The organism is Hydrogenophaga sp. YM1, assembly GCF_016903055.1.
GTDB classification, from domain to species: domain Bacteria; phylum Pseudomonadota; class Gammaproteobacteria; order Burkholderiales; family Burkholderiaceae_C; genus Hydrogenophaga; species Hydrogenophaga borbori.
This window is the reverse complement of the sequence record NZ_CP070223.1, coordinates 1,144,245-1,170,137: the sequence shown is the minus strand read 5'-3', so window position 1 is coordinate 1,170,137 and position 25,893 is coordinate 1,144,245. Positions and strand designations below refer to the sequence as shown.

The window sequence follows — 25,893 nt, the reverse complement described above, 5'->3', positions numbered from 1 at the left end:
CTTTTCCTTGACTCCCCAACGAGCACACCACCATGAGCACCATCAAAGCCGAGGTCCGGCGCTACATCGAAGAGAACCTGCTGCTGGGCGCGGGCGCCGTCTCGCCGGGCGACGACGAGTCCTTCCTGGAGCACCAGGTGCTCGACTCCACGGGCTTCCTCGAACTCGTGGCGCACCTGGAGGCGACCTATGGCATCACGATCGGCGACGAGGAAATGGTGCCGGAGAACCTCGATTCGCTGAACGCGATCGAGGCCTTCGTGCGCAGCAAGCAGGAAACCGCGGCATGAGCGCCGCACCGCTGGGCCCGCACAGCCTGCAACTCGACTGCGCGGCCGAACTCGCGCGCATCGGCGAATGGATTCCACGCGTGCTGACGCAGAAGCTGCGCCGCCGCGGCCTGGTGGTGGCCATCAGTGGCGGCATCGACAGCTCGGTCTGCGCCGCGCTGAGCGTGCGCGCCGTGGGCGCGGACAAGGTCTTTGGCCTGTTGCTGCCCGAGCGCGACTCCAGCGGCTTCAGCAGCGAGCGCGGCCGCTTGCTGGCCGAGCACCTGGGCATTCGGTACCAGGTGCACGACATCGCGCCCGCGCTGGAGGCCCTGGGCTGCTACCAGCAGCGCGACGAGGCCATCCGCCGCGTGGTGCCGGCCTACGGCGAGGGCTGGAAGAACAAGATCGTGCTCGCGGGCGGCCTGGAGGGCGGCATCAACTTCTTCAAGCTGGTGGTGCAGTCGCCCGACGGCCAGCAGCAGAGCGTGCGCCTGCCCCCGCGCGAGTACCTGCAGATCGTGGCGGCCACCAACTTCAAGCAGCGCGTGCGCAAGACCATGGAGTACTTCCACGCCGACCGCCTGAACTACGCCGTGGTGGGCACGCCCAACCGGCTGGAATACGACCAGGGCTTCTTCGTGAAGAACGGCGACGGCTCCGCCGACCTCAAGCCCATTGCCCACCTCTACAAGACCCAGGTCTACGCCATGGCGCGCCACCTCGGCCTGCCCGAGGCGATCTGCGCCGCCGTGCCCACCACCGACACCTACACCCTGCCGCAGGGCCAGGACGAGTTCTACTTCGCCCTGCCCTACGAACAGATGGACCTGGCGCTGTGGGCGCTGGAGCATGGGCACACGGCCGACGAGCTGGCCAGCGCCCTGGGCATGACACCCGCGCAGGCGCAGCGCGTCTACGACGACATCCGCGCCAAACGGCGGGCCACCGAGTACCTCGCCGCGGCGCCGGCGCTCATGCCCGCTTGAAGCCAGGGCGCCCGGCGACGCCACCGCCGGGCGTTGGCGGGCGGGTTCGCCGGGTTACATTGGCGCCCTCGCATCACGAGCACCAGGAGGCCACCATGCCCAAAGGCGAACAGCGCAGCAACAAGATGGTCAAGAAGCCGAAGAAGGACACCAGCCCGCCGCAGGAAGCCTCGGCCGGGGCCTCGCTGTCCCCCCGCCCCACCCCGCCCGTCACGGCGGTGATGCCCAAGGGCAAGATGAAGAACAAATAGCCGGTCGGCACCGGCCACGGCCCGGCCGGCCGCGCTTGCATGGACATCAAGCTCATCGAAGATCTGGCCGCGCTGGAACGCTGCGCGAGCTTCGTGAAGGCGGCCGAGGCCCGCCACGTCACCCACCCGGCGTTCGGGCGGCGCATCCGCGCGCTGGAAGACTGGGCGGGCGTGCCCCTGGTGGCCAGCACGCGGGCCCCCGTTCGCCTGACCCCCGAGGGACAGGCCCTGCTCACGCAAAGCGCGCCGCTGCTCGCTGGCCTGCGGCAGCTGCGCACGCAATGGGGCGCGCGCGACCGCGCCGACGGGCAAGGGACCGGCCTGCTGCGCGTGGGCACCGGCCGCACATTGGCGCGCACCCTGGTGGCCGACTGGCTGGGCCGGCTGCGGGGCACCATCCGCGGCGCCCGGGTGCAACTGCGCACGCAAGCCATGGAAGAGATCTGCGCCACCTTCGAGCGCGGCGAGGTCGATCTGCTGATCTGCTACGAACACCCGGCGCTGTCCTACGGCCTCACGGGGCAGCGCTTTCGCCACATCACCCTGGCCACGGACCGCCTGCTGCCGGTGGCGCGCGTCGACGCCTCAGGTCGCCCGCGCCACGACCTGTTCGATGCCACCTGGATCGGCTACGCGCCCAGCCTCACCCTGGGCCGCCTGCTGGAGGACCACCTGGAGGCCACCCGCAGCGGGCAGCAATCGCCACCCACCATCGTGTGCGACTCCGCCGACGCGGTGCTGGAGTTGGCCATCAAGGGCCTGGGCATGGCCTGGCTGCCCCATTCGCTGGCCGCGTCCGCGGTGCGCGCCGGACTGCTGAAGGTGCTGGGCGGCCGTGGGGACCAGATCCACTTCGAGGTCCGCCTGTACCGGCACCGCGCCCGGCAATCGGACCTGATCGAAGCGGCCTGGGAGCACAGCAATCGCTAGTCGGCACGCATCGGTGCCGATCCGGCACCTTGTCCACCGGCGAGCCACCTAGAGTCCGCTTCACCGCTGCGCCATCGCAGCCAACCAGGAGCGCCGATGAAGTCCCCACTGATCCGCCGCCGTGAGGTTCTGCTTCTCACGGGCGCCGCCGCCACCCTCGGGTGCGCGCCGGCGTTGGCCCAGAGCAACCACTACCCGAACCGCCCGATCACCCTGGTGGTGGGCTACCCACCAGGCGGCAGCACCGACCTCACGGCGCGCGTGCTGGCAGAACAGCTGGCCCGCTCGCTGGGGCAGCCGGTCGTGGTCGAAAACGTGGGCGGGGCCGGTGGCGCATTGGGCGCCCAGCGGGTGGCGCAGGCCACGGCGGACGGGCACACCCTGCTGCTGGGCAGCAACAACGAGATGGCCATCGCCGGGTTGATCAATCCCGCGCTGCGCTACGACCCCGTCAAGCAGTTCACGCCGGTGGGCATGGTCGCCTCGCAGCCCATGGTGCTGGTGGCCAGCCCCAGCGCCGGCATGCCCAACATCGCCGGCTTCATCGAACGCGTGAAGCAGAACCCGGGCAAGTTCAGCTACGGCTCCGCGGGTGTCGGCACCGCCCTCAACCTGGCGGGCGAAATGGTCAAGCAGGCCGCCGGGCTGTTCATCGTTCACATCCCTTACCGCGGCGTGGGTCCGCTGACGACCGATCTGATCGGCGGCCAGGTGGAGCTGGGCGTGTACGTGCTGTCCAGCGGCCTGCCCCAGATCAAGGCGGGCAAGGTGGTGCCGCTGGGCGTGACCGAGCGCGAGCGTTCGCCCGTGGCGCCCGACATTCCCGCGCTGGCCGAGACGCCCAGCCTGCGCCATGTGGACATCGGCACCTGGTTCGGCCTGTGGGGGCCCGCGGGCCTGCCGGCGCCCGTCGCGCAGCGGCTGCGCGGCGCCCTGACCGAGTCGCTCAAGGTGCCCTCCCTGGTGGAAAAGCTGACGGCTTCGGGGGCGACCATTGCCCCGGCCAGCGCGGTATTGGCCGACTTCCAGGCGGCCGAAATCGCCAAGTACCGCCGCATCGTCGACCACGCCGGCATCCGCGTGTGATGCCGCCGCCGTTCGAGATTTCTCCGCCCGACATGGGCCCCTGGCTGGCCGGCAACACCGGCACGCCCGGCGTGTGGCAGTGGACGGCCAGCGAACCCGGTCGCCGCGTGATGGTGAGCGCGCTCGTCCACGGTAACGAGCTGTGCGGTGCCTGGGCGGTGCGCGATCTGCTGGCCAGCGGTTTGAGGCCGCGCCGCGGAACGCTCACCGTGGTACTGGCCAACCTGGAAGCCTTCGCGCGCTTCAACCCGCAAAGGCCCCATGTTTCGCGCTGCGTGCACACCGACATGAACCGCCTGTGGGGGGACATGCCCTGGCGCCGCGACGGCACCGAGCTGGCGTCCGAGCACCGGCGGGTGCTGGAACTGCAACCCCATGTGGAGGCCAGCGATTGGCTGCTGGATCTGCACTCCATGCACGAACCGGGCCCGCCGCTCGCACTCACCGGGCCGCTGGCGCACCACGCCAGCCAGGCGGCCGCCCTGGGACTGGGCGCCCTGCGGGTGGCCGATCCCGGTCACAAGGCGGGCGTTCGTCTGCGCGACCATGGCCGCTTCGGCAGGGCCGACGCGCCGGATGCCTTCGCCTTGCTGGTGGAATGCGGCTACCACGGCGCGCGGGCATCGGTGGCCGTCGCCCGCGACGCGCTGGCGCGCTTTCTCGATCTGAGTGGCGTGGTGGACGCGCCGGACATACCAGCCGACTGGCGCCAGCCCCATGCCCATGGCAGCGGCCCATTGCTGGTGGTCACCGACGCCGTGACCGTGGCGCCCCACGCCGTGCCGGCGTTCACACAGCCCTGGAAAAGCGGCGACCGGATCGCCAAGGCGGGCACCCTGATCGGGTGGAACGCGGCGCTGCCGGTCATCACGCCATACGACGATTGCGTGCTGGTGATGCCCACGCTGCTGCACGCGCGGCCCGGCGCCACGCTGGTCCGCTTCGCCCGCGCCACGCCCTAGGCGTGTTGGCCCGCCGGCAGCACCAGCAGCGCCCGGAAATCGTTCACGTTGGTGTGCGTGGGCCCGGTGATCACCAGGTCACCCAGCGGCTCGAAGAAGCCGTAGGCGTCGTTGCGCTCCAGGTGCTGGCCCACCTTCAGGCCTTGGGCCGCCGCGCGCGCCAGGGTGTCGGGCGTGACCAGCGCTCCCGCGTTGTCCTCGATGCCGTCGATGCCGTCGGTGTCGGCCGCGATGGCCCACACGTTCGCCTGACCGCCCAGGGCCTGGGCCAGGCCCAGGCAGAACTCGCCCGCGCGCCCGCCGCGCCCTCTGGGTTGGCCCTCGGCGCGCGGGCGCACGGTGACCGTGGTCTCGCCACCGCTGAGCAGCACGCAGGGCGCCTGGAACGCGCTGCGGCCCAGGGCCACCGAGCGCGCCAGCGCCGCGTGCACCTTGCCCACCTCGCGCGATTCGCCTTCGATCTCGTCGCTGAGGATGTGCGCGGCCAGCCCCAGCGCGCGCGCGGCCTCGGCCGCGGCCTCCAGGCTTTGCTGCGGCGTGGCGATCAGGCGCGTGTCGTGGCCAGCCAGGCGCGCATCGCCGGGCTTGGGCGTTTCCAGCGCGCCCGATTCGAGCGCGGCGCGCACGGGCGCCGGCACGGCGATGCGGTAGCGGTCCAGGATGGCGAGCGCGTCGGCGCAGGTGCTGGCGTCGGCCACGGTGGGGCCACTGGCGATCACGCTCACGTCGTCGCCGGGCACGTCGCTGATGGTGAGCGTGACCACCTGCGCGGGCGCGCAGGCCGCCGCCAGCCGCCCGCCCTTGATGCGCGAGAGGTGCTTGCGCACGGTGTTCATTTCGCCGATGTGCGCGCCGCTGTCCAGCAGCTCACGGTTGATGCGCTGCTTGTCCTGCAAGGTAAGGCCTTCGCAGGGCAGCGTGAGCAGGGCCGAGCCGCCGCCCGAGATGAGGCACAGCACCAGGTCGTCGGCCGTGAGACCTTGCACGAGTTGCAGGATGCGCTGCGCGGCCGTCAGGCCGGCGGTGTCTGGCACGGGGTGCGAGGCCTCCACCACCTCGATGCGCTCGCGCAGCCCCTCGGGGCGCGGCGGCGTGTGGTGGTAGCGCGTGACCACCAGGCCCGACAGCGGCGCCTCGGCCGGCCACAACGCCTCCACCGCCTGGGCCATGGCGCCGCCGGCCTTGCCCGCGCCGATGACCACCGTGCGGCCCTTGGGCGGCGGCGGCAGGAAGGCGGCGGTGTTGTGCAGCGGCAGCGCGCGGCGCACAGCGGCGTCGTACAGGTGGCGCAGCAGGGCGCGGGGGTCTTGGGTGGCGAAGTTCATGTCGGGCGGGGCTGGGTGGGGGTATCGCGGCCAGCCGGCATTGTCCACAAGGCCGCGAGGGCCGCGGGAGAGCGGCGTGCGTCAGGGGCCCGGCCCTGACACCCGCTACCCAACAAGACCTGGACAGGGACGCGCCTCAGGCCGCGCCGGGCCAGCGCAGCGGCCGTTCTTCGAACTCGGTGCTCAGCACCACCGTGCTGGTGGTGCGCGCCACGCCCGGGATGGCCTTGATGGCGTAGAGCACGTCTTCCAGCGCACGCGCGTGCGTGGTACGCAGCTTGGCCATGAAGTCGTACTCGCCCGCCACGCTGTGCAGCTCCAACACCTCGGGCAGCTCGCGCAGGCGCGGCGCGATCTCGCGGCAGTGCACGCCGCCGTCGTTGCGGATGGCGACGAAGGCGGTGAAGTGCAGTCCCACGCGCTCCGGGTCTACGCGCAGCGAAAAGCGCTCGATCACGCCGCGCTCGACCATCTTCTTCACCCGCTCGTGCACGGCCGCCGTGGACAGGCCCACCTCGGCCGCCACGTCGGCATAGGAACGGCGGCTGTCAGCGCTCAGCGCCGTAAGAATTCCGGCGTCGATGTCGTCGAGCTGAATATTTGCTTGCATGCGCGCCCAGTTCTGATAAAAATACGGACCCTCGGCCAATCGCCGGAAATCTTACGACACAGGTGGCCGCATGCCGTCCATTTTCAACCGATTCGGGGCGAACAACGCCTCCTGGCGCCTTGCCCTGGCGCTGCTGATCGTCTACCTCGTCTGGGGCACCACCTATTTCGCGCTGGCGGTGGCCATGCAGACGCTGCCGCCGGTGCTCATGAACGGGGCCCGCTTCATCGCGGCCGGTCTGGCCATGCTGGCCATCGCGCGCTGGCAGGGGCTGGCCTGGCCCACGGCGGCGCAGTGGCGCGCCAGCGCGCTCATCGGCGGGCTGATGGCCTTCGCCGCCATGGCCCTGGTGGTGCTGGCCCAGCAGGCCGGGATCGGCTCCGGCCTGATGGCCACGGTGGTGACCACCATGCCCATGTGGCTGGCGCTGTGGACGCGCTGGGGCGGCGAGCGCGTGCCGCTGACCAGCTGGCTGGGCCTGGTGCTGGGCGCGGCGGGCGCCGCGTTGCTGGCGCTGGAGGGCGACTTCTCCACCACCCTGCTGGGCACGCTGTGCGCCTTCGGTGCGCCACTGGCCTGGAGCCTGGGCTCCTATGCCTCGCGCAAGCTCGCGCTGCCGCCGCCGGCCATGGCCTCGGCCGCGCAGTGGCTGCTGGGCGGTCTGCTGTGCACGCTGGCCGCGCTGCTGTTCGAGCCCGGCGCGCGCGGCTTCCAATGGGCGCAGGTGTCGCTGGCCTCGGCCCTGGCCTGGCTCTACCTGGTGGTGATGGGCACCATGGTCACGCTCAACGCCTACCTGTGGCTGCTGAAGAACACCAGCGCCGCGCTGGCGGGCAGCTACTCCTTCGTGAACCCGGTGGTGGCCCTGGCGGTGGGCGTGGGCTTCGGCGGCGAGCGGCTCACGGGCTGGGTGTTCGTGGCCCTGCCCCTGATCGGCGCGGCGCTGGCGCTGATCCTCTACGGCCGACCGGTGGTGGACGCCGCCGGCGCGCTGTGGCGGCGGCTCGCGCCGTCTCAGGCCAGGACCTGAAGCAACCAGCGGTTGAGGTCGCCCACCTCCTCGGGGCACACGCTGTGGCCCATGGGGTAGCTGTGCCATTGCACCGGGTAGCCCAGCGCCAGCAGGGCGTCGCGCGAGGCCTCGCCGCGCGCGGGCGCCACGATCTCGTCCGCATCGCCGTGCGCCATGAAGATGGGCAGGCCGGCGTGGGCCGGGCTGCGCTCGGCCGCCGTGCGATCGGGCAGCGGCAGGTAGCCCGAGAGCGCCACCAGCCCGGCCAGGCGCTGCGGCGCGCGCAGGCCGGTGAGCAGCGCCATGGCGCAGCCCTGCGAGAACCCCATCAGCACGATGCGCGAGGCCGGCACGCCCTTGCCGATCTCGCGGTCGATGAGCGCCTGCACCTGCGCCTGGGAGGCGCGCAGGCCGGCCTCGTCCTCGCGGCGCGGCAGGCCGGGGTCGGCCGGCGGCGGATAGATGTCGTACCAGGCGCGCATGGCGTAGCCGCCGTTCAGCGTGACGGGCCGCACCGGTGCGCTGGGGAAGACGAAGCGCACCGGACCGACGGCCGACAGGTCCAGCATCTGCGCCACCGGCACGAAGTCGTTGCCATCGGCACCGAGGCCGTGCAGCACGATGAGGCTGGCGGCGGTGGGCGCGTCGGGCGCGCCCGAGCGGCCTTCGAGCAGCTCGAGTTCGAGGGGGGTGTCGTTCATGGGATGGCAGCATAGCCGCGCGCCCACCACAATGCCCCGGATGACCCCCGACACCCTGCTGCACCACTTCGACACCGGCCGGCCCTGGGCCGCGCGCCTGAGCACCCGCCCCGGCTACGGCCTGGACACCGCCTACGCCGACGCCCTGGCCGTGCGCGCGCTGCGCGTGGCACGCGGCGAGCGCCCCCTGGGCTACAAGGTGGGCTTCACCAACCGCGGCATCTGGCCGGTCTACAACGTCTACGCGCCCATCTGGGGCAGCGTGTACGACAGCACCGTGGTGTTCTGCGACGGCGAGGGCCGGCTCGACCTGTCGCACACCTGCGAGCCGCGCATCGAGCCCGAGGCGGTGTTCGGCTTTCGCTCGGCGCCCGCCGCCGAGGCCTCCATCGGCGATCTTTTCGACGCCCTGGACTGGGTTGCGCCGGGCTTCGAGATCGTGCAGTCGCACCTGGCGGGCTGGAAGTTCGAGGCCCCCGACACCGTGGCCGACGGCGGCCTGCACGCGCGCCTGCTGGTGGGCCGGCGGATGCCGGTGCGCGAGATCGCGGCCGACGCCGCCGGCCTGAACGCCGCCCTGGCCGGCGCGGGCGTGGTGCTGGCGCGCGACGGCCAGGCGCTGGACCGGGGCACGGGCGCGGCCGTGCTCGACGGCCCCGTGCAGGCCCTGTGGCATTTCGTGCAGGCGCAGCGCGCCTGCCCCGGCGCGCCGGCGCTGCGTGCGGGCGACATCGTCACCACCGGCACCTGGACCGACGCCTGGCCCGTGGCACCGGGCCAGACCTGGCACGGTGCCTTCGACGCGCCGCTGTCGCCGCTGAGCCTGCGGCTGGAGTGAGCTCTCCAATCCAGGGGGACACGGGGAAAACCCACTGAGGAAATCACGCACCGATCGCTAGGCTGGCCGGGTTTCAGACATCAAGGAGACCCGTCCATGAGCGAGAAGATCGCGCCCGCGCTGCTGGCCCTGCAACGCCTGTACGACTGGGAGGCCAAGGCGCCCACGCGCGTGGCCCTCACGCAGCCCATGGGCGGCGGCGTGGTGCACGATTTCACCTGGGCCCAGGTGGCCGACCAGGTGCGCCGCATGGCCGCCCACCTGCAGGCCCAGGGCTGGGAACCCGGCAGCAAGGTCGCCATCCTGTCCAAGAACTGCGCCTGGTGGATGATGAGCGACCTGGCGATCTGGATGGCCGGCCACGTATCGGTGCCGCTGTACCCCACGCTCGCGCCCGAGACCATCCGCCAGATCCTCACGCACAGCGAGTCCAAGGCCCTGTTCGTGGGCAAGCTCGACGGCTGGGACGGCATGAAGCCCGGCGTGCCCGCCGGCCTGCCCTGCATCAGCTACCCGCTGTCGCCGGTGGACGCGATCCAGGACTACGACGGCTGGGACGCCATCTGCGCGCGCACCGAGCCGCTCCAGGGCCAGCCCGTGCGGGCCGAGGACGATCTCGCCACGCTGATCTACACCTCGGGCACCACCGGCCTGCCCAAGGGCGTGATGCACAGCTTCGGCAACTTCGCCTGGGCCATCGACCGCGGCCTGCAGCGCATCCCGCTCACGGCCAAGGACCGCATGCTGAGCTACCTGCCGCTGGCCCACGTGGTGGAGCGCATGCTGGTCGAGCACGGCTGGCTGCGCACGGGCATGCACGTGTTCTTCGCCGAATCGCTGGACACCTTCGCGGCCGACCTGCAGCGCGCGCGGCCCACGGTGTTCTTCTCGGTCCCGCGCCTGTGGGTCAAGTTCCAGCAGGGCATCCATGCCAAGATGCCGCCGGCCAAGCTGGAGCGGCTGCTGCGCATCCCCTTGCTGGGTGGCATCGTGCGCCGCAAGATCCAGAAGGCCCTGGGCCTGGACCAGTGCCAGTTCGCCGCCGGCGGGGCCGCGCCCATGCCGCCCGCGCTGCTGCAGTGGTACGCCCAGCTGGGCATCCCCATCAACGAGGGCTACGGCATGACCGAGAACCTCGCGCTCTCGCACATCACCGAGCCGGGCAAGAACCAGCGTGGCACGGTGGGTCCCCCCTACCCCGGCGTGGAACAGCGCCTGGACCCGCAGACCGGCGAAATCCAGATGCGCAGCCAGGCGCTGATGCAGGGCTACTACAAGGAACCCGAGAAGAGCCGCGAGGCCTTCACCGAGGACGGCTGGCTGCGGACAGGCGACAAGGGCAGCATCGACGCCGCCGGCCTGCTGAGCATCACCGGCCGCGTGAAGGACCTGTTCAAGACGGGCAAGGGCAAGTACGTGGCGCCCGCGCCCATCGAGGACAAACTGGTGATGCACGAGGCGGTGGAGGCCTGCGTGGTGACGGGCGCCAACCTGGGACAGCCCCTGGGCATCTGCATGCTCAGCCCCGAGGCCGCCGCGAAGACGAGGAACGCCGACGAGCGCGCCGCGCTGGAGCGCTCACTGGCCGAGCACCGGGCGGCCATCAACGCCACCCTGGACCCGCACGAGCAGATGCAATGCCTGGTGGTGGTGTCCACCCCCTGGACGGTGGACAACGACATGATCACGCCGACCTTCAAGGTCAAGCGCAACCGCATCGAGGACGTGTACGCCCGCCACTACGAGAAGTGGGAGGTCACCGGCAAGCCGGTGATCTGGGCCGACTGAAAGAACACCCCCGCCGCGCCGCGCGCCCCACGGGCTGGCAGCGCCGCGTCTTGCGGCCCCGCTAACATCCGGCCATGCACATCCTGCTCACCGGCGCCGCCGGCTTCATCGGCATGCACACCGCGCTGCGGCTGCTCGCGCGCGGCGACACCGTCACCGGCATCGACAACCTGAACGACTACTACGACCCGGCGCTCAAGCAGGCCCGGCTGGAGCGGCTGCGCCCGCACGCCCCGTTCCGCTTCGAGCGCCTGGACCTGGCCGACCGCGCCGGCATGGAGGCGCTGTTCGCGCGCCAGCGCTTCGACGCCGTGGTGCACCTCGCCGCGCAGGCCGGCGTGCGCTACTCCATCACGAATCCGCACGCCTACCTGGAGAGCAACCTCACCGGCTTCGGCCACGTGCTCGAAGGCTGCCGCGCGCAGGGCCTGGGCCACCTGGTCTACGCCTCCAGCTCCAGCGTCTACGGCGGCAACACCAAGATGCCGTTCGAGGAAAGCGACCCGGTCGACCACCCCGTGAGTCTGTACGCCGCCACCAAGAAGGCCAACGAGCTGATGGCGCACACCTACAGCCACCTCTACCGGCTGCCCGCCACCGGCCTGCGCTTCTTCACGGTGTACGGGCCCTGGGGCCGGCCCGACATGGCCTACTTCTCCTTCACCAAGGCCGTGCTCGAAGGCCGCACCATCGACGTCTTCAACCACGGCGACATGAAGCGCGACTTCACCTGGATCGACGACATCGTCGAGGGCCTGCTGCGCGTGCTCGACAAGCCCGCCACGCCCGAGACCGAGGGTGGCGCGCCGCACCGCGTGTTCAACATCGGCAACCACGACCCGGTGCAGCTGATGGAATTCATCGCCTGCATCGAGCGCGCCACCGGCCGCGAGGCCAGCAAGCGGCTGCTGCCCATGCAGCCCGGCGACGTGCCCGCCACCTACGCGAGCACCAAGGCCCTGAACGACTGGGTGGGCTTCGCCCCGGCCACGCCGCTGGCCGAGGGCATCGAGCGCTTCGTGCGCTGGTACCGCGACTACTACAAGGTCTGAGGCGCGGCCTCGGGCGCCAGACCCGCCAGGCGCTCGATCACGCGCGGCGCCGCGCGCTCGCACAGGACCATCACGTTCTCGAAGCCTTGCAGGGGGCCGTAGTAGGGGTCGGGAACCTCTTCGAACCCCAGACCCGCGTAATCCAGGAACAGGTGCAGCTTGTGCGCCTGCGGCGGCGGGCAGCGGCGCCGCAGCTGCGCAAGGTTGCCCTCGTCCATGGCGAGGATGGCGTCGAAGCGCTCGAAATCCTCGGGCCGCACGGCGCGCGCCCGCTCGGCGTCGATGGCCGCGTAGCCGCGCGCGCGCGCCAGCTTGACTGCGCGGCTGTCGGCGCGCTCACCCGTGTGGCCGCCGTACACGCCCGCCGAGTCCACCGCGACGCGCCCTTGCAGGCCGCGGCGTTGCACCTCAGCCTGCAACACCGCGCTGGCCATGGGCGAGCGGCAGATATTGCCCATGCAGACCACCAGTACCTGTTGCATGGGCCCGAGCATAACGAGGCGCGGGCCGCGCCCCTTCACTGGCCGGTTCGCCCGCCCCCGCCGGACCGCGCTCAGCGCGGTCCGGCGCTGCCCAGCGCGCGGCACTCGGGCGTGCCGTTGGCCTGGCGCAGGTAGGCGATGAGGTCGGCGCGCTCGCGCGGATCGGCCACGCCGTCGTAGGTCATGCTGCTGCCCGGCACCACCTGAAGGGGGCGGGCCAGGAAGCGGTCCAGCGTCTTCTCGTCCCACCTGAGGCGCGAATCCTTCATGGCCTGCGAATAGGCAAAACCGGGCACGCTGCCCGCGCGCCGGCCGAGCAGGCCGCAGTGACGTGGACCCACGCGGTCCTGGGCCAGCGCATGGCAGGCCAGACAACGGTTGTAGACCTGCGCGCCGCGCTGCGCGGACGGCTCCTCGGCCCAGGCGACGCCCAGCGCGGCCAGCGCCAATGCCCCGACCAGTCCCAGCCGCACACCGTTCACTGGACGGCCCTGCATGCGGCGCGCGGCGGGGGCCGTGTGCCTGGGGAACGGCCCGGCGGCGCTCATGACACGAAGGCCGAGGGCACCGGCGTCTCGCCCAGGGCCTGGCGCAGCACGGCCCAGTGCATGGCCTCGTCGCCCAGGATGCTGGCCGCGGCCTTGGACAGGTCGCGGTTGCCGAACAGCGGCACGGCACCCAGGTAGGCGCTCACGGCGCCCTGCTCCAGCCGCGCCGCGAAGCGCAGCACATCGGCCTGCGACTTCAACTGCTCCACGGGAAAGCCGTAGGCGGCCTTGGCGGCCACGGGCTTGCCGCCCAGCTTCTCCACCGTCTTGGCCAGTACCTCGGCGTGCTCCTTGTGGTGCGCCTGGAAGCTCAACGCCAGGTCGAGCGCGGTTTTTTGCAGCAGCTGGCTCTCGGCGCCCAGCTGGTAGGCCGCGATGGCCTCGAGCTCGGCGCCCAGGGCGGTGTTGAGGATTTGCACGTCCTGCGGCGCGGCGGCGCCGGCCTGCGCCGCGAGCGCGTCGCGGCCGGCGAGCAGCGCGACGGTGGTGCCGGAGAGGATGAGGCCGGACTGGCCGAGGAAGCGGCGGCGGGCCGCGGCGGGGTGGGGCATCTGCAGGAAAGACATGGGGGTCTCCATCGGGGGTTGGGGTCACGATCGACCCTTTGCCCATTGGATGGAGCGCTTTTGCGCCCCGTTCCCGCGCGGCGCGGGAACGGGGAGGCGGCCTCAGCTCAGGCGCTGGAGCACGTGGGCCACGATGCGGTCGCAGCGCTCACCATCGAACGAGAAGGCGTCGGCGATGGCCATGTCCACATCGCGCGAGAGCCCTTCGCGCAAGAGGCTGCGCGCGCGGAAGAAGCGCGTGCGCACCGTGGCCTCGGGAATGTCCAGCGCCTGCGCCACCTCCTCCACGCTCAGCTCTTCCACGCCGCGCAGCACGAAGACGCTGCGAAAAGCCTCGGGCAGCCCGTCGATGCGCGCCTCCATCAGCCGGCGGATCTGCTCGCGCATGGCAAGGCGGTCCGGCTGGCGGTCCACGTCGTCGCTCAGCCAGCGCTGCATGTCGGGCTCGAGGGACGCCATCGCAGCGTCGAGCGGAATCACCGGCACCTCGCGCCGGCGCAGCCGCCCCAGGGCTTCGTTGATCACGATGCGCGCCAGCCAGGTCGACAGCCTGGCGTCGGCGCGAAAGCCGCCCAGCGCGCGCCAGGCGCGCAGGTAGGCGTCCTGCAGCACGTCCTGTGCCTCCTCGTCGTTCTTCAGGATGCTGCGGGCCGTGCGAAAGAGCAGTCGGTTGTGGCGTCGCATGATGGTCTCGAAGGCGGCCTCGTCACCGTGGGCGGCGCGCGCCGCCAGCGTGTTGTCTGCGGCGTCCGCCGGCTGCTCATCGGCCGGCACGGGCGTGCCGCCTTGGGTGCTGTGCATAAGAACCTCCGCCCATTGGATGGCCGGCCCGGCGGCGCCGTTCCCGCCGCCGCCGGGCGGTGGCGTCAGGCCACCTCGACCACCAGCGCCGCATCGAAGGCGGCGTTCTCATTCACGCCGTCACGGGCATAGCCGCGCGGGTTGCACAGCACACGCGTGCCATGCAAGGGGTAATCGAAGCTGTCGTGCGTGTGGCCATGAATCCACAGTTGCGCGCGCCGGCCGTCCAACAGGTGCTCGGCGTCGGACACGAAGCAGGCGTTCAGGGCCGAGCCGGCGAAGCGCGGGTGGATGCTGCGCGGCGAGGGCGCATGGTGCGTGATCACCACGGTCGGCCCTGGGTGTGGCACCGACAGCGCCCCATCCAGCCAGCGCGACTGCACAGCGAACAGATCGGCCGTATCCCGCGGCGCCAGCACCGCGTCCGAGGGCGGCGCGTCCCGGCGGATGCGGCTGAAGTCGCGCATGAAGCGCTGTGCCTCGGCCATGGCCTCGGCCTCACGCTCCCCCTCGCCCTGGAATCGGAAGTCGGTCCAGAGCGTGGTGCCCAGGAAGCGCACGCCCTGCAGGATCACCGCGTCGCCGTCCAACAGGTGCACCGGCGTGCCTTCGCACAGGCGCCGCAGCTCGTCCCTTACCTCGGGCAGGCTGGAGCCGTAGAACTCGTGGTTGCCCGGCACGTAGAGCACCGGCTTGCCCAGGCCCAGGGCCCAGGCCACCGCCTCCCGGGGCCGCGCGATGTCGCCCGCCAATACCACCGCGTCGGCCTCGGTGGGCGGCGGCGCCATGCCCTGGACGCCCAGGTGCAGATCCGACAGCACGTGCAGTTTCATGCGATGGCCCTTTCACCGGCCTTGGCGGCGCGCGGCGGCTGATCGGGTGCCGCCAGTCTGGTGAAAAGAAAAAAACCCGCCGGATGGCGGGTTTTTGTCGAACAGGGGGTGTTATTAAGCTGATGGCCCAAGAAGAGCTTAAGTATATGATTCTAAAAGACTTTCCTTGCACTTTTGTCGAAGGTTTCGGGTGTGTTTGAGGAAAATTAGACCGTCGCTTCCGTAGGCGGAGCTCAAAGTGTCATTGCGCCTAATGAGGAGTTGGCCAACTATTGAGCCGCTGAACCCGCGAAAACCTGTTTTCCAAGGCCTCGGCACTCTGCTAGAACGCAGGCATGCCCTCTTCATTGACCTCCCAGCTGGTTCCCGCCACCTTGGCCCGCCGGGGTACGCGGTCCAGTCGGATGGCGCAGGAACTCTCCTATGCCATGGCGCGAACTGAACCCAAACTGCTGGCTCAATGGGGGTTGGTGACGGGCAAGCACTTCGCGGGTGCCCTCACTCGGCGCGGGAAGAACGTTGTGCAACTCGCAGGCTCAGTTGTCAGCGGCGTTGGCAGAGAAAGCAGGCGTGCCTAGCCGCATACGACTCCAGGCAAGTCACGGGGCACGTATGCAGGGATGCCAATGTCCGTCGGCTCTTCAGAGTCCTTCGTGACGACTACGTCGTTGGCCTGAAGGGTGAAGCGGTCAATCTGGGCGTCCGTATGCGTGCCAAATCACCCCGGGCGGCGGCAAGCGCGCTGACCAGCCACTTCACCTCCGACGGAGTCCTCTGCCGACTCATGCTCGGGCACCTCCGGCGTCCCGGAGAGCGAGCGCAGCGCGTCGAGGCCGGAGCTGCCTTTCCATCGATAGAGGGCGTACTTCTGCGTACTGTCGGGGCTGGGGAGTCTCTCCAAAACCCCTTCCCTCTGGGCTACCGCCCACAGGGTTTTCTTGACGCATTTTCGGAATGAGGCCCGCTCCGAGGGAGTGATGAGCATCAACCCGAAACGGGCTCGGGCCAATCCGGTCAGCTCGAAACTGGAGACTGGGTGCGGTGCCGCGCTCGCCAGTGTTTCTTTGAGGAACACGGATAGGCCTCCCCATTTGCCGTATTTGCCCTTCCACGGCACGACGCACCCTGCAGCGTCGGGCCGTATCTGTGCGTTTGCCATGGAAATCGACACATCCATAGCAGCAATGGCCTTGGTCTTCTCTGCGACGGACCGCTCGGCAGCAGCCCGTTGTTCGGTGGCCACGGCCAACACGTGCTCGTAGCGGCGAATCTTCTTGTCGAGCAGCTCGGCTCGCTCTTGGGTCTTTTTGACAAGTCCAACGAGAGCAGCACGCTCGTTCAGGAGCCATTTCAGCTCGGGGGAGGCTCGGAAGGGGTGGGGTGAGTCGTTCACGAAGGTATCGCATCAAGTCAAGATACCTTCGTGAAGCGACTCGAAGTGCTCAACGAATAAGCAAAACGGCCCACGAGGGGCCGTTTTCAATCAGTTTGGGCCATCAGCTTGATAACACCCCGAACAGGGGCGGTGGGGTCAGATCTTGTACGCGTCCAGATCCTTGCCAGCGGCGAGCGCGTCGCGCACCCACTGCGGCTTGCGGCCCGGGCCGCCGGCCCAGAGTTCGCCGTTGGGGCCACGGTACTTGGGCGCCGCGCCGGACTTGGACTTGGCCGCCTTGCGCCCGCCCGCGCTGGCGCCGCCCAGATCGGCCACGCTGATGCCGTACTGCTTCATCTTGGCCTTGATGTCGGCGATCACATTGGACAGTTCGTCCTTGCGGGCCTGCTCGGCCTGCGCCATCAGCGATTGCGCCTGGGCCATCAGTTCGGAATACGTTGCCATACCGGTAATCCTTGTCGCTCTGTGAAATGAATCGGGGCATCGATGCGATGCGCCGCGAATTCTATTCGGTTTTCACAGCGAATCGACGAAGCCTTGCAGTTCGTTCGGCAATTCCGTTTGCAATTGCAAAGGAGATTGACTTTGCGGATGGGTCAGGCGCAGGCGCCAGGCGTGCAGGAACATGCGTTTGAGGCCATGCCGCGCCAATTCCCGGTTGCGTTCGAAATCGCCGTATTTGTCGTCGCCGGCGATCGGGTGGCCGGCGCTCGCCAGGTGCACGCGGATCTGGTGCGTGCGCCCGGTCTTGATGGTCACCTCCAGCAGGCTCAGCGGCCCGCCCCCGCCGGGCGAGGAAGCCCAGCGGCGCGCCACTTTAACGAGAGTGATCGCCCGCATGCCATCGGGATCGTCGGCCGAGGTCACGCGCACGCGCCGCTCGCCGTCGGCCAGCAGGTACTTGTGCAGCGGCACGTCGATCACCTTGCGCGCCGCCGGCCAATCGCCCAGCACCAGTGCCAGATAGGTCTTGCCGGTTTCCCGTTCGCGAAACTGGTCTTGCAAGGCCTTCAGCACGCTCTTCTTTTTCGCAATGAGCAACAGACCACTGGTTTCGCGGTCCAGCCGGTGCACCAATTCGAGCAGACGGGCGGTCGGCCGCGATTGCCGCAATTGCTCGATGACGCCGAAACTGACGCCGCTGCCGCCGTGCACGGCAACCCCCGCCGGCTTGTCGATCGCGAGCAATCCCTCGTCTTCGTGCACCACCGGGAATTCGCGCGCCGGGGCCGGCCGTTCGGCCTTTTCCTCGATGCGCGCGGACAGCCGAATGGGCGGGATGCGCAGCACGTCGCCGGCCGCCACGCGCTCGTCGGCGCTGGCGCGCGCCTTGTTGCGGCGCACCTCGCCGGAACGGATGACCCGGTAGATGTGGGTCTTGGGCACGCCCTTGAGGTGGCGCATGAGGAAGTTGTCCAGCCGCTGGCCGTCGGATTCCTCGTCGACGGTGAGATGGCGGACGGCGGGCGGGGTGTCTATCGGGGCTTTCATGTATCCACCACGGACGCGGGGGACGTGTCTATAATGCGCGACGCCCGTTGTGTGCTGTAAGTGTTTGATTTGCCTTGAGTTTAAGGCAGCCAACACGGCAGCGGCCAACCCGGATGCCGGGAGCCCGGCGGGCGAAGGTGGCCAGCCGCGGCACCCGGCCCTCGCGCCAGACCCCGATGCCGCTTCGCGCATCCCGGTCGGCCCCCGTGCCGGAGGACGCCGCGGTGGAATCCGCAGACCCACAGCGAACCGACAACGGAATACCCCAATCGCCCAGGCCCCGACAGCAACGGCCTGGACGAGGAGACGACCCAGCAGCCACCGAGGCCCGACGCTGTCACCGACAGCCGTCGGCCCCTAGCGGCCCTGCCCTCGGCTCCACGCGCCCATGCCCGACCCGGCACCCTGTCGCAGCGCCCGAGCGCGCGCGCACCGTGCCCGGTCACGGCTCTCCGGCAATTCCTCCTACGTTCGTTGCGTGTGCGGCTTCCCGGCCTTGCGGGCGGCCCGGGCAGATCGGCCCGAGCGCCGCCGTGTGCCAACGAAGGGAAACGCACCATGAAACGCATGCTGATCAACGCCACGCAGGCCGAAGAGCGCCGGCTGGCGATCGTGGACGGGCAGAAACTGCTCGACTACGAAATCGAGATCGAGGGGCGCGAACAGCGCAAGGGCAACATCTACAAGGCCGTCGTCACGCGCGTCGAGCCCTCACTGGAGGCCTGCTTCGTCGACTACGGCGAAGACCGCCACGGCTTCCTGCCGTTCAAGGAAATCGCCCGCCAGTTCTTCCAGGGCAACGTCTCGCCCTCGCAGGCGCGCATCCAGGACGTGATCAAGGAAGGCCAGGAGCTCATCGTCCAGGTCGAGAAAGAGGAGCGTGGCAACAAGGGCGCGGCCCTCACCACCTTCATCAGCCTGGCCGGCCGCTACGTGGTGCTGATGCCCAACAACCCGCGCGGCGGTGGGGTCTCGCGCCGCATCGAAGGTGAAGAACGCGCCGAACTCAAGGCCGCGCTCGACCAGCTCGAGTACCCCAACGGCATGAGCATCATCGCGCGCACGGCCGGCATCGGCCGCGACGCCGCCGAGCTGCAGTGGGACCTGAACTACCTGCTCAAGCTCTGGACCGCCATCGACGGCGCCGCCGGGGCCGGCAAGGGCGCCTTCCTGATCTACCAGGAATCGAGCCTGGTGATCCGCGCCATCCGCGACTACTTCAACAGCGACATCGGCGAGATCCTCATCGACACCGATGACATCTACGAGCAGGCGCACCAGTTCATGAGCCACGTGATGCCCGAGCACGGGCACCGCGTGAAGCGCTACCGCGACGACGCGCCGCTGTTCAGCCGCTTCCAGATCGAGCACCAGATCGAGACCGCCTACAGCCGCATCGTGCAGCTGCCCAGCGGCGGCGCCATCGTGATCGACCAGACCGAGGCCCTGGTGGCCGTGGACGTGAACTCGGCGCGCGCCATCAAGGGCGGCGACATCGAAGAAACCGCCACACGCACCAACCTGGAGGCCGCCGACGAGGTGGCGCGCCAGGCCCGCCTGCGCGACCTCGGCGGCCTGATCGTGATCGATTTCATCGACATGGAGGAGAGCAAGAACCGGCGCGAGGTGGAAAACCGCCTGCGCGACGCGCTGCGCCAGGACCGCGCGCGCGTGCAGTTCGGCTCCATCAGCAAGTTCGGCCTGCTCGAAATGAGCCGCCAGCGCTTGAAGCCCATGCTCAGCGAGGGCGCCTCCATCCCCTGCCCGCGCTGCGGCGGCTCCGGCCACATCCGCGACACCGAATCCTCGGCGCTGCAGATCCTGCGCGTGATCCAGGAAGAGTCGCTCAAGGACAGCACGGCCGCCGTGCTCGTGCAGGTGCCGGTCGAGGTGGCGAGCTTCCTGCTCAACGAAAAGCGCACCGAGATCACCAAGATCGAACTCAAGCAGCGCATCAACGTGCTGCTGGTGCCCAACAAGTCGCTCGACACGCCCAACTACAAGCTCGAGCGCCTCAAGCACGACGACCCGCGCCTGGACAACCTCGACTCCAGCTACAAGCTGGCCGAGGAGGTGGACGACGTGGCCAGCTTCACGCGCCGCAGCCAGGAACGCACCAACAAGCAGGAACCAGTCATCAAGGGCGTGCTGCCCGATGCGCCGGCGCCCGTGGCCGTGCCCAAGCCGGCACCCGCCCCCGCGGCCCCGGTGGCCGTGGCCGCGCCCGTACCGGCCGCCGCGCCGGCCGAAAAAGGCTTCTTCGGCTGGCTCAAGGGCCTCTTTGGTGGCGCGCCCGCCGCCACCCCCGCGCCGGCGCCGGCCACCACCCCCGCCGCCAAGGACGCTGGCCGGGGCGATGGCCGCCGCGATGCCGGCCGTGACGGCGGTCGGGGCCGTGGCAACCGCGGTGGCCGTGGCGGCGAAGGCCGTGAGGGCCGCGCCGAAGGCCGCGACAACCGCGAAGGCCGTGGCCAGCGCGACGGCCAGCCGCGCGAGGCGCAGGCGGCCGAGGGCCAGCGCCCGGCCGGTGGCCGCAACGGCGAGAGCCGCCGCGGTGAGGGCCGCCAGGACAACCGCGGCGAAGGCCGCGCCGACAACCGCGAAGGGCGCGGCGAAGGCGCCCGCGGCCAGAACGAGCGCCGCGAACGCCGGGGCGAGCGCCGCGACGCACCCGCCGCCGAGACCGCCGAGCTGAACGCCAACGCCGTGCCGTCCACCGACACGGCCGACAACGCCGACGCGCCGAACCGGCGCGAGCCGCGCCGTGGCCGCGGACGTGGTGACGGTCGCGAGGGCCGCGAAGGCGAACAGCGCCGCCGCCCCGAGGGCCTGGATGCGCCGCGCGGTGACGAGGAAACCGCCGCTTCCGCCGACGCCGTCGCCGCCAGCCCGGAGCAAGGCGACGACAACGCCCAGCGCGCGCCGCGCGAGCGCCGCACCCGCGACCGCTACGGCCGCGACCGCCGCGAACGCGGCCCGCGCGAGGAAACCGCCGCCGAGGCGCCCGCCGAAGCCGGCGACACCGTGCCCATGGCCATGGAAGGCGAGGCCACCGAGGACACGCCGCCGGTGCGCAGCTACTTCACCCTGCCCGCCGCGCCCGTGGCCGCCCCGGTGAACGCGCCCGCTCCCACCCCCGCACCGGTGGCGGAGAGCGCCCCGCGCGCCGCCGCGCCGGTGGCCGCCGCCCCGCTCGCCGTCGCACCCGCGCCGGCCCCGGCCGACGCGCCGCGTGGCATGCCCAAGGTGCAGGCCTACCAGCTCGGCGTCGACGAACTGCGCGCCGTGGCCGCCTCCAGCGGCCTGGAATGGGTCAACTCCGACGCCGAGAAGGTCGCCCAGGTGCAGGCGGCCATCGCCGCCGAGCCCGCCCCCATCCACGCGCCGCGCGAGCCCAAGCCGCCGGTGGTTGTGGACGAAGGCCCGCTGGTGCTGGTCGAGACCCGCAAGGATCTGCGCGACATGACGCTGCCCTTCGAGCAGCGCTGACCGGCCGGCGCGGCGCCACTGGCGCCGCGGGGTGGTCCCGGAAACAAAAGGCCAGCGCACGCGCTGGCCTTTTTGTTGGCGGCTTCGCCCTGGGTCCGCCCTACGGCGACGGCGTCAGTCGATCTGCGCGGCCTGCCGCCAGGCCTCTTGCGCGGCCTCGGTGTCGCCCCGCTCCTCGGCCAGCCGCGCCAGCGAACGCCAGGTGCGCCGGCGCAGCGTGGCGTCGCGCAGCCCGCTGCGCGCCAGCCCCAGCAGTTGCGCGGCCTTGCCCCACAGCTGGCGGTGCAGGCAGGCCTGGCCCGCCAGGTACTGCAGGTGGGGGTTCTGCGGCCACTGGCGTTGCAGCAGCTCCAGGCGCGCCAGGCCGGCGGCGTCGAGTTGCGCCAGGTCCGGCTCCAGCGCGAGCGCGAGGCGGGCCTGGTGGCGCTCGTCGAGTGCGCCGAAATCGTCCCACAGGGGCGCGAGCCAGTCCCGCACGCGTGAGGCGACGTCCTCGCGGCGCATGTCCTCGCGGGTCTCGTCGGCGCCTTCGTCCTCGTCCAGCCGCGACAGCGCGTGCGCGCGGTCGGCCGCCGCCAGCGCCAACTCGGGCATGGCGCGTTCGGCGGCGTCCAGGCCGTCCCATACCCGCTGCAGCTGGGTCAGGTCGTGCGCGCCGCGCAGCGCGTCCAGGGCCAGGCCCAGCAGCAGGCTGCGCGCGGCCTCGGGCGAGAAGGCGCGGTGCTTGGCGAGCAGGCGGGCGGTTTCCAGCGCCTCGCCGGTGGCGTCGCCCAGGCGCGCCACGCGCAGTTTCAGGCGCAGGGCCTGCACGCGGCGCTGCGCGCCCTGCGGCAGCTCGGCCAGGCGCGCGCGCGCGGCGCTGGCGTCGCGGTCTTCCACCGCCCAGCGCGTGGCGCGCAGCAAGGCGCCCTCCAGCACCTCGGGCGAGTGGCGCGCCATGGCGGGATTCAGCGCGGATTGCAGGTGCTCGTCGCGCTGCGCGCGGTTCTGCAGGGAGTGCGCGCTCTCGGCCGCCAGCAGGTGGGCCAGGGCGCGCAGTTGCTCTCGGCGCGGCCAGTCGGCGCTGGTGCTGCCGTTGAGGTGGTCGAGCGCGTTCTGCGCCGCCGACTGCGCGCGCACGAAGCGCCCCGCCAGCTGGTTGGACAGCGCGTCCAGCACCCAGCCCACCACCGCACGTTCCATCTGCTGGCTGCGCCAGCGCCGCGCCTGCAGCGGCAACTCGCGCAGCAGGGCCAGCGCGCGCAGCGCGGCGTACAGCAGCACAAAGCCCCCCACCAGCACGAACAGCACGAGGTTGAAGGACACGTCGAAGCGCCAGGGCGGCCAGAACAGCGTGACGGTGCCGCGGTTGTCGCCCATCAGCATGGCCAGGGCCACGGCCAGGGCCGCCAGGCCGAGCAGCCAGAACACACTGCGCATGGCGCCCCGCTGCCGCGCCCGCATCAGCGGCCTCCGGCGGCCGCGGCCAGCGCCGCGAGCGTGTCGTCGGGGCGCGGCAGGTCCTGTGCCACCAGGTCGCGGCGCAGGCGGCCCAGGCCGCCGAGCGCGCTGGCCACGGCCGGCGCGCTGGTGTCGAAGTAGTGCTGCAGCAGGCCTTCGACGGCCACCACGTCGGCGCGCGCGGCGCTCATCTGGCGCGCCAGCAGGGCCAGGCGCGCGTTGAGCAGCTTGAGCTTGATGTTCTCGCGCAGGAAGAAGGCCTGCTCGGGCGCGAGCAGCGCGGCGTCGGGGTGGTCGATGCGGCTCACGTGCACGAGATCGCGCGAGCCCTGGACGACCTGCCCGAAGGCCTCACGCCACCAGCGGTTCCAGCGCTCGGCGAAGCGCTGCCAGGGCGAGGCGTCGGCGGCCGGGTCCCCCTCGGCGGCGGGCGTGTCGGGTGCCGCGGCGGGCGCGCCCGCCTGCGGCGCGGGCCGGCGCGGCTTGCGCGGCGCGGCGCGCTCCACGCCCACGGCGTTGAGCGTCGGCCAGCCATCGACCTGGCGCACCAGTTCGTCGATCTGCAAGGCCAGGTTGGGGATGTCGGCGAGCGCGGCGGCGCGGATGCGGTCGACGTCGCGCGCGATGGCGCGCTGCACCGGGTTCAGGCGCGGCTGCGCGGCGCGCTGGATGCGCTGGTCGGCCGCCTGCAGGGCCGACACCAGGGGCTGTGCGCTGCCGGTGAGCTGGGCCTGCTGCAGCGCCAGGCGCAGCGAGGCCTCGAGGTCCTGGATGAGGTTGTCGTCGCGCGAGCGCGACAGCGAAAGCATCAGCTCCTCGAGCTGGCTGCGCTGCAGGCTGACCTCGGACAGGCGCACCTCGGCCACGCCCAGGCGCGCCTGCAGTTCCTGCACCTGCGCCTCGGCCTGCGAAGCGACCGTGCGGGCCTCCACCACCTGCAGCTCGGCGTCGTGCGCGCGCCGCGCGAGCTCGGCCTGCGTGAGGTTCAGGCGCTGCCACATCATGCCGGCCATGACCAGCGCGGCGGCGGCCACCAGCAGGGCCAGCAGGGTCAGGCCCACGCCCGCACGCCGCGGCGCCTCGGGCGCAGGACTGGTGGAGGAAGGGGCGCTGGGCGCGGGGGCCGCCACGGGCGCGGGATCGTTGTCGGGTGCGTTCATGGCGAAGCAGATGCCCAGGATTCTAGGCCGCGCCCCACGTCGGCCAATGTAGGACGGCACCGGATCACCCGGGTGAAACCCAGGGCCCGCGCCGCCTCGGCGATGCGCGGGTGTGTGGCCAGGGCGACCGCGCGCGCGTCGGCGGGCCAGTGGCCCTGCAGGGCCTGCACCGCCTCGCTGCTGCTGAACAGCCACACGGTGGCGGCGCCGCTGGCGGCGCGCAGGCGCTCGCGATCGGACTCGCCAGGCGGCAGGCGCTCGCGCCGGTAGGCGACGCAGGCCTCGACCTCGGCACCGGCCGCACGGCACTGTTCGATGAGCCAGTCGCGCCCCTGGCCCGACGGATCGCCCTCGGCGGCGCCGCTGGTGCCGCGCACCACCAGCACGCGCCGGCCCGGCGCCAGCTGGGCGCGCACCACGGGCCACAGGTGCTCGGAGTCAAACTGCTCGGCCGCCGGCGGGGGCGTGTCGATGCGGTCCTCGCCCACGCCCAGCGGCCACAGCGCCTGGGCCAGCGCGCGCGCGGTGCCGGGGCCGGGCGCCCAGAAGCGCGTGTGCGCGTTCGGCGGCGCCACGGGCTCGGCGAAGAAGCGCTGCGCGGCGGCGCTGCTGACGAACATCAGCGCGTCCTGCTTCGGCCAGGCCGCGCGCCAGGTGCGCAAGCGCTCCAGCGCGGGGCCTTCGGACGGCTCGGCGATGCGCAGCAGCGGCCAGGCCTCGGCGGGCCAGCCGCGCTCGCGCAGCGACGCCACCCAGCGCCCGGCCTCGGGTTCGGGACGCGTGACGATCACCCGTTCGATGGCGTGCGCGGCAGCGGCGGCCAAGGCCTCAGGCCTCCCCGTGCGGGGCGTGCGCGCCGGCGGCGCGCAAGGCGGCGGCGACGCGCGCGCCCAGGGCCTCGGCTTCTTCCAGGCTGGCCACCGAGGCGGTGTCCTCGGCGCGCACCAGGGTGGTGGCGCCCTCGGGTTCGCCCCAGGCGGTGCGCAGCCACAGGCGCTCGCCCACCCATTCGGCGTGCGCGGCCAGCGGCATGGAACAGCTGCCGCCCATGGCGCGCGAGACGGCGCGCTCGGCCGCCACGCGCAGCCAGGTGGCCTGGTGCGCCAGCGGGCGCAGCGCCTCGATCAGGTCGGCGCGGTCGGCGCGCACCTCGATGCCGAGCGCACCCTGCCCCGCCGCCGGCAGCGATTGCGTGGGCTCGAAAACAGCGCGGATGCGATCGCCGAGGCCCAGGCGCTTGAGCCCGGCGGCGGCGAGCACGATGCCCTGGTACTGGCCCTCATCGAGCTTGCGCAGGCGCGTGTCGAGGTTGCCGCGCAGGGGCTCGATGCGCACGTCGGCGCGGCCCAGGGTGGCCAGCGCCTCGCGCAGCAGCACGACACGGCGCAGGCTGGAGGTGCCCACCACCGCGCCCTGGGGCAGATCGGCCAGGCCCGCCGCGTGCGGCGACACCCAGGCGTCGCGCGGGTCCTCGCGCTCCATCACGCAGGCCAGGGCGAAGCCCTCGGGCAGCTCCATGGGCACGTCCTTGAGCGAGTGCACGGCGATGTCGGCGCGGCCGTCGGCGAGCGCGTGCTCCAGCTCTTTCACGAACAGGCCCTTGCCACCCACCTTGGACAGCGTGCGGTCGAGGATCTGGTCGCCCAGGGTGGTCATGCCCAGCAGCGTGACCGCGTGACCGCGCGCTTCGAGCAGGGACTGCACGTGCCGGGCCTGCCACAGGGCGAGGCGGCTTTCGCGCGTGGCGATGGTGATGGCCGGGGGCGAAGACATGGGCAAACTCGAAGGACGGACACCCGGCTGACGGAGCGCGGAACACGGGGAATTCGGTACCCGTTTCGGAACCGGAACAGGGCGCGGGCGATGCTAGCATG

At 71.4% G+C, this 25,893-nt stretch carries 26 protein-coding genes; 11 read left to right on the top strand and 15 right to left on the bottom strand.

What is annotated here, in order from left to right; translation table 11 throughout:
- Nucleotides 1-32: 32 nt before the first annotated feature.
- The 6 genes from JNX00_RS05735 (at nucleotide 33) to JNX00_RS05710 (ending at nucleotide 4,487) form a co-directional block, all read left to right on the top strand.
- Nucleotides 33-290 (top strand): acyl carrier protein, encoded by a 258-nt coding sequence (locus JNX00_RS05735; RefSeq protein ID WP_204744353.1) that lies wholly within the window; start codon nucleotides 33-35, stop codon nucleotides 288-290.
- Entirely contained in the window at nucleotides 287-1,258 is a 972-nt protein-coding gene (gene nadE / locus JNX00_RS05730) for an NAD(+) synthase (protein WP_204744352.1), read from the top strand. The genes JNX00_RS05735 and nadE overlap by 4 nt, the downstream gene beginning before the upstream one ends.
- Nucleotides 1,259-1,353: 95 nt before the next feature.
- Entirely contained in the window at nucleotides 1,354-1,509 is a 156-nt protein-coding gene (locus JNX00_RS05725) for a hypothetical protein (protein ID WP_175442831.1), read from the top strand.
- 39 nt (nucleotides 1,510-1,548) lie between these two features.
- Complete coding sequence (locus tag JNX00_RS05720; protein WP_070398996.1) at nucleotides 1,549-2,439, top strand: LysR family transcriptional regulator; 891 nt, start codon at nucleotides 1,549-1,551, stop codon at nucleotides 2,437-2,439.
- 96 nt (nucleotides 2,440-2,535) lie between these two features.
- The gene (locus JNX00_RS05715; RefSeq protein ID WP_070398997.1) at nucleotides 2,536-3,525 is read left to right on the top strand and encodes a tripartite tricarboxylate transporter substrate-binding protein; all 990 of its coding nucleotides are present in this window, start codon (nucleotides 2,536-2,538) and stop codon (nucleotides 3,523-3,525) included.
- Nucleotides 3,525-4,487 (top strand): succinylglutamate desuccinylase/aspartoacylase family protein, encoded by a 963-nt coding sequence (locus JNX00_RS05710; RefSeq protein WP_070398998.1) that lies wholly within the window; start codon nucleotides 3,525-3,527, stop codon nucleotides 4,485-4,487. Before JNX00_RS05715 ends, JNX00_RS05710 begins: the two co-directional genes overlap by 1 nt.
- Here JNX00_RS05710 and JNX00_RS05705 read toward each other — a convergent pair.
- Both JNX00_RS05705 and JNX00_RS05700 read right to left on the bottom strand, forming a co-directional pair.
- On the bottom strand, nucleotides 4,484-5,812 hold the full coding sequence (locus tag JNX00_RS05705) for a glycerate kinase (protein ID WP_204744351.1): 1,329 nt from the start codon (nucleotides 5,810-5,812) through the stop codon (nucleotides 4,484-4,486). The genes JNX00_RS05710 and JNX00_RS05705 overlap by 4 nt on opposite strands.
- 136 nt (nucleotides 5,813-5,948) lie before the next feature.
- Entirely contained in the window at nucleotides 5,949-6,422 is a 474-nt protein-coding gene (locus JNX00_RS05700; protein ID WP_175442832.1) for an Lrp/AsnC family transcriptional regulator, read from the bottom strand.
- A 70-nt stretch (nucleotides 6,423-6,492) separates the two neighbouring features.
- On the opposite strand from JNX00_RS05700, the gene JNX00_RS05695 reads away from it, so the two are divergent.
- Entirely contained in the window at nucleotides 6,493-7,452 is a 960-nt protein-coding gene (locus JNX00_RS05695) for an EamA family transporter (RefSeq protein WP_070399000.1), read from the top strand.
- On the opposite strand, the gene JNX00_RS05690 is transcribed toward JNX00_RS05695, so the two are convergent.
- On the bottom strand, nucleotides 7,437-8,135 hold the full coding sequence (locus JNX00_RS05690) for an alpha/beta hydrolase (RefSeq protein ID WP_204744350.1): 699 nt from the start codon (nucleotides 8,133-8,135) through the stop codon (nucleotides 7,437-7,439). The genes JNX00_RS05695 and JNX00_RS05690 overlap by 16 nt on opposite strands.
- A gap of 40 nt (nucleotides 8,136-8,175) precedes the next feature.
- Between JNX00_RS05690 and JNX00_RS05685 the strand changes: the two genes are divergently transcribed.
- The 3 genes from JNX00_RS05685 (at nucleotide 8,176) to JNX00_RS05675 (ending at nucleotide 11,813) form a co-directional block, all read left to right on the top strand.
- The gene (locus tag JNX00_RS05685; protein ID WP_204744349.1) at nucleotides 8,176-8,973 is read left to right on the top strand and encodes a hydratase; all 798 of its coding nucleotides are present in this window, start codon (nucleotides 8,176-8,178) and stop codon (nucleotides 8,971-8,973) included.
- A 96-nt stretch (nucleotides 8,974-9,069) separates the two neighbouring features.
- A complete protein-coding gene (locus tag JNX00_RS05680) occupies nucleotides 9,070-10,761 on the top strand; it encodes an AMP-binding protein (protein ID WP_070399003.1) in 1,692 nt (563 codons plus the stop codon).
- Between the two features lie 74 nt (nucleotides 10,762-10,835).
- Nucleotides 10,836-11,813 carry an NAD-dependent epimerase gene (locus tag JNX00_RS05675; protein WP_070399004.1) on the top strand — a complete coding sequence of 326 codons (978 nt, stop codon included), beginning with the start codon at nucleotides 10,836-10,838 and terminating at the stop codon, nucleotides 11,811-11,813.
- Here JNX00_RS05675 and JNX00_RS05670 read toward each other — a convergent pair.
- The 8 genes from JNX00_RS05670 to JNX00_RS05635 all read right to left on the bottom strand — a co-directional run bounded on the left by JNX00_RS05670 (nucleotide 11,801) and on the right by JNX00_RS05635 (nucleotide 17,930).
- Nucleotides 11,801-12,295 (bottom strand): low molecular weight protein-tyrosine-phosphatase, encoded by a 495-nt coding sequence (locus JNX00_RS05670; RefSeq protein ID WP_204744348.1) that lies wholly within the window; start codon nucleotides 12,293-12,295, stop codon nucleotides 11,801-11,803. The two genes, JNX00_RS05675 and JNX00_RS05670, sit on opposite strands and share 13 nt — an antisense overlap.
- A 71-nt stretch (nucleotides 12,296-12,366) precedes the next feature.
- Nucleotides 12,367-12,792 (bottom strand): c-type cytochrome, encoded by a 426-nt coding sequence (locus JNX00_RS05665; RefSeq protein WP_204744347.1) that lies wholly within the window; start codon nucleotides 12,790-12,792, stop codon nucleotides 12,367-12,369.
- A gap of 47 nt (nucleotides 12,793-12,839) precedes the next feature.
- Nucleotides 12,840-13,409, bottom strand: coding sequence for a ferritin-like domain-containing protein (locus JNX00_RS05660; protein ID WP_070399007.1), 570 nt, complete (start codon nucleotides 13,407-13,409; stop codon nucleotides 12,840-12,842).
- A 102-nt stretch (nucleotides 13,410-13,511) separates the two neighbouring features.
- Nucleotides 13,512-14,210, bottom strand: coding sequence for an RNA polymerase sigma factor (locus tag JNX00_RS05655; RefSeq protein ID WP_204744346.1), 699 nt, complete (start codon nucleotides 14,208-14,210; stop codon nucleotides 13,512-13,514).
- A gap of 65 nt (nucleotides 14,211-14,275) precedes the next feature.
- Nucleotides 14,276-15,043, bottom strand: coding sequence for a metallophosphoesterase (locus tag JNX00_RS05650; RefSeq protein ID WP_204744345.1), 768 nt, complete (start codon nucleotides 15,041-15,043; stop codon nucleotides 14,276-14,278).
- A 718-nt stretch (nucleotides 15,044-15,761) separates the two neighbouring features.
- Entirely contained in the window at nucleotides 15,762-16,436 is a 675-nt protein-coding gene (locus JNX00_RS05645) for a hypothetical protein (protein ID WP_204744344.1), read from the bottom strand.
- A gap of 138 nt (nucleotides 16,437-16,574) precedes the next feature.
- The gene (locus tag JNX00_RS05640) at nucleotides 16,575-16,883 is read right to left on the bottom strand and encodes an H-NS histone family protein (RefSeq protein WP_070399010.1); all 309 of its coding nucleotides are present in this window, start codon (nucleotides 16,881-16,883) and stop codon (nucleotides 16,575-16,577) included.
- 72 nt (nucleotides 16,884-16,955) lie between these two features.
- Nucleotides 16,956-17,930 carry an RluA family pseudouridine synthase gene (locus tag JNX00_RS05635; protein WP_204745003.1) on the bottom strand — a complete coding sequence of 325 codons (975 nt, stop codon included), beginning with the start codon at nucleotides 17,928-17,930 and terminating at the stop codon, nucleotides 16,956-16,958.
- A gap of 558 nt (nucleotides 17,931-18,488) precedes the next feature.
- On the opposite strand from JNX00_RS05635, the gene JNX00_RS05630 reads away from it, so the two are divergent.
- A complete protein-coding gene (locus JNX00_RS05630; RefSeq protein ID WP_204744343.1) occupies nucleotides 18,489-21,419 on the top strand; it encodes an Rne/Rng family ribonuclease in 2,931 nt (976 codons plus the stop codon).
- Between the two features lie 114 nt (nucleotides 21,420-21,533).
- Here JNX00_RS05630 and JNX00_RS05625 read toward each other — a convergent pair whose 3' ends face one another.
- Genes JNX00_RS05625 through hemC form a run of 4 tightly spaced genes read right to left on the bottom strand, consistent with a single transcriptional unit; the run spans nucleotide 21,534 to nucleotide 25,792 of the window.
- Nucleotides 21,534-22,838 carry a heme biosynthesis HemY N-terminal domain-containing protein gene (locus JNX00_RS05625; protein ID WP_204744342.1) on the bottom strand — a complete coding sequence of 435 codons (1,305 nt, stop codon included), beginning with the start codon at nucleotides 22,836-22,838 and terminating at the stop codon, nucleotides 21,534-21,536.
- 23 nt (nucleotides 22,839-22,861) lie between these two features.
- A complete protein-coding gene (locus JNX00_RS05620) occupies nucleotides 22,862-24,019 on the bottom strand; it encodes a uroporphyrinogen-III C-methyltransferase (RefSeq protein ID WP_204744341.1) in 1,158 nt (385 codons plus the stop codon).
- Nucleotides 24,016-24,843 (bottom strand): uroporphyrinogen-III synthase, encoded by an 828-nt coding sequence (locus JNX00_RS05615; protein ID WP_239478262.1) that lies wholly within the window; start codon nucleotides 24,841-24,843, stop codon nucleotides 24,016-24,018. The genes JNX00_RS05620 and JNX00_RS05615 overlap by 4 nt, the downstream gene beginning before the upstream one ends.
- A gap of 4 nt (nucleotides 24,844-24,847) precedes the next feature.
- Complete coding sequence (hemC, locus tag JNX00_RS05610) at nucleotides 24,848-25,792, bottom strand: hydroxymethylbilane synthase (RefSeq protein WP_070399014.1); 945 nt, start codon at nucleotides 25,790-25,792, stop codon at nucleotides 24,848-24,850.
- Between the last annotated feature and the right edge of the window lie 101 nt (nucleotides 25,793-25,893).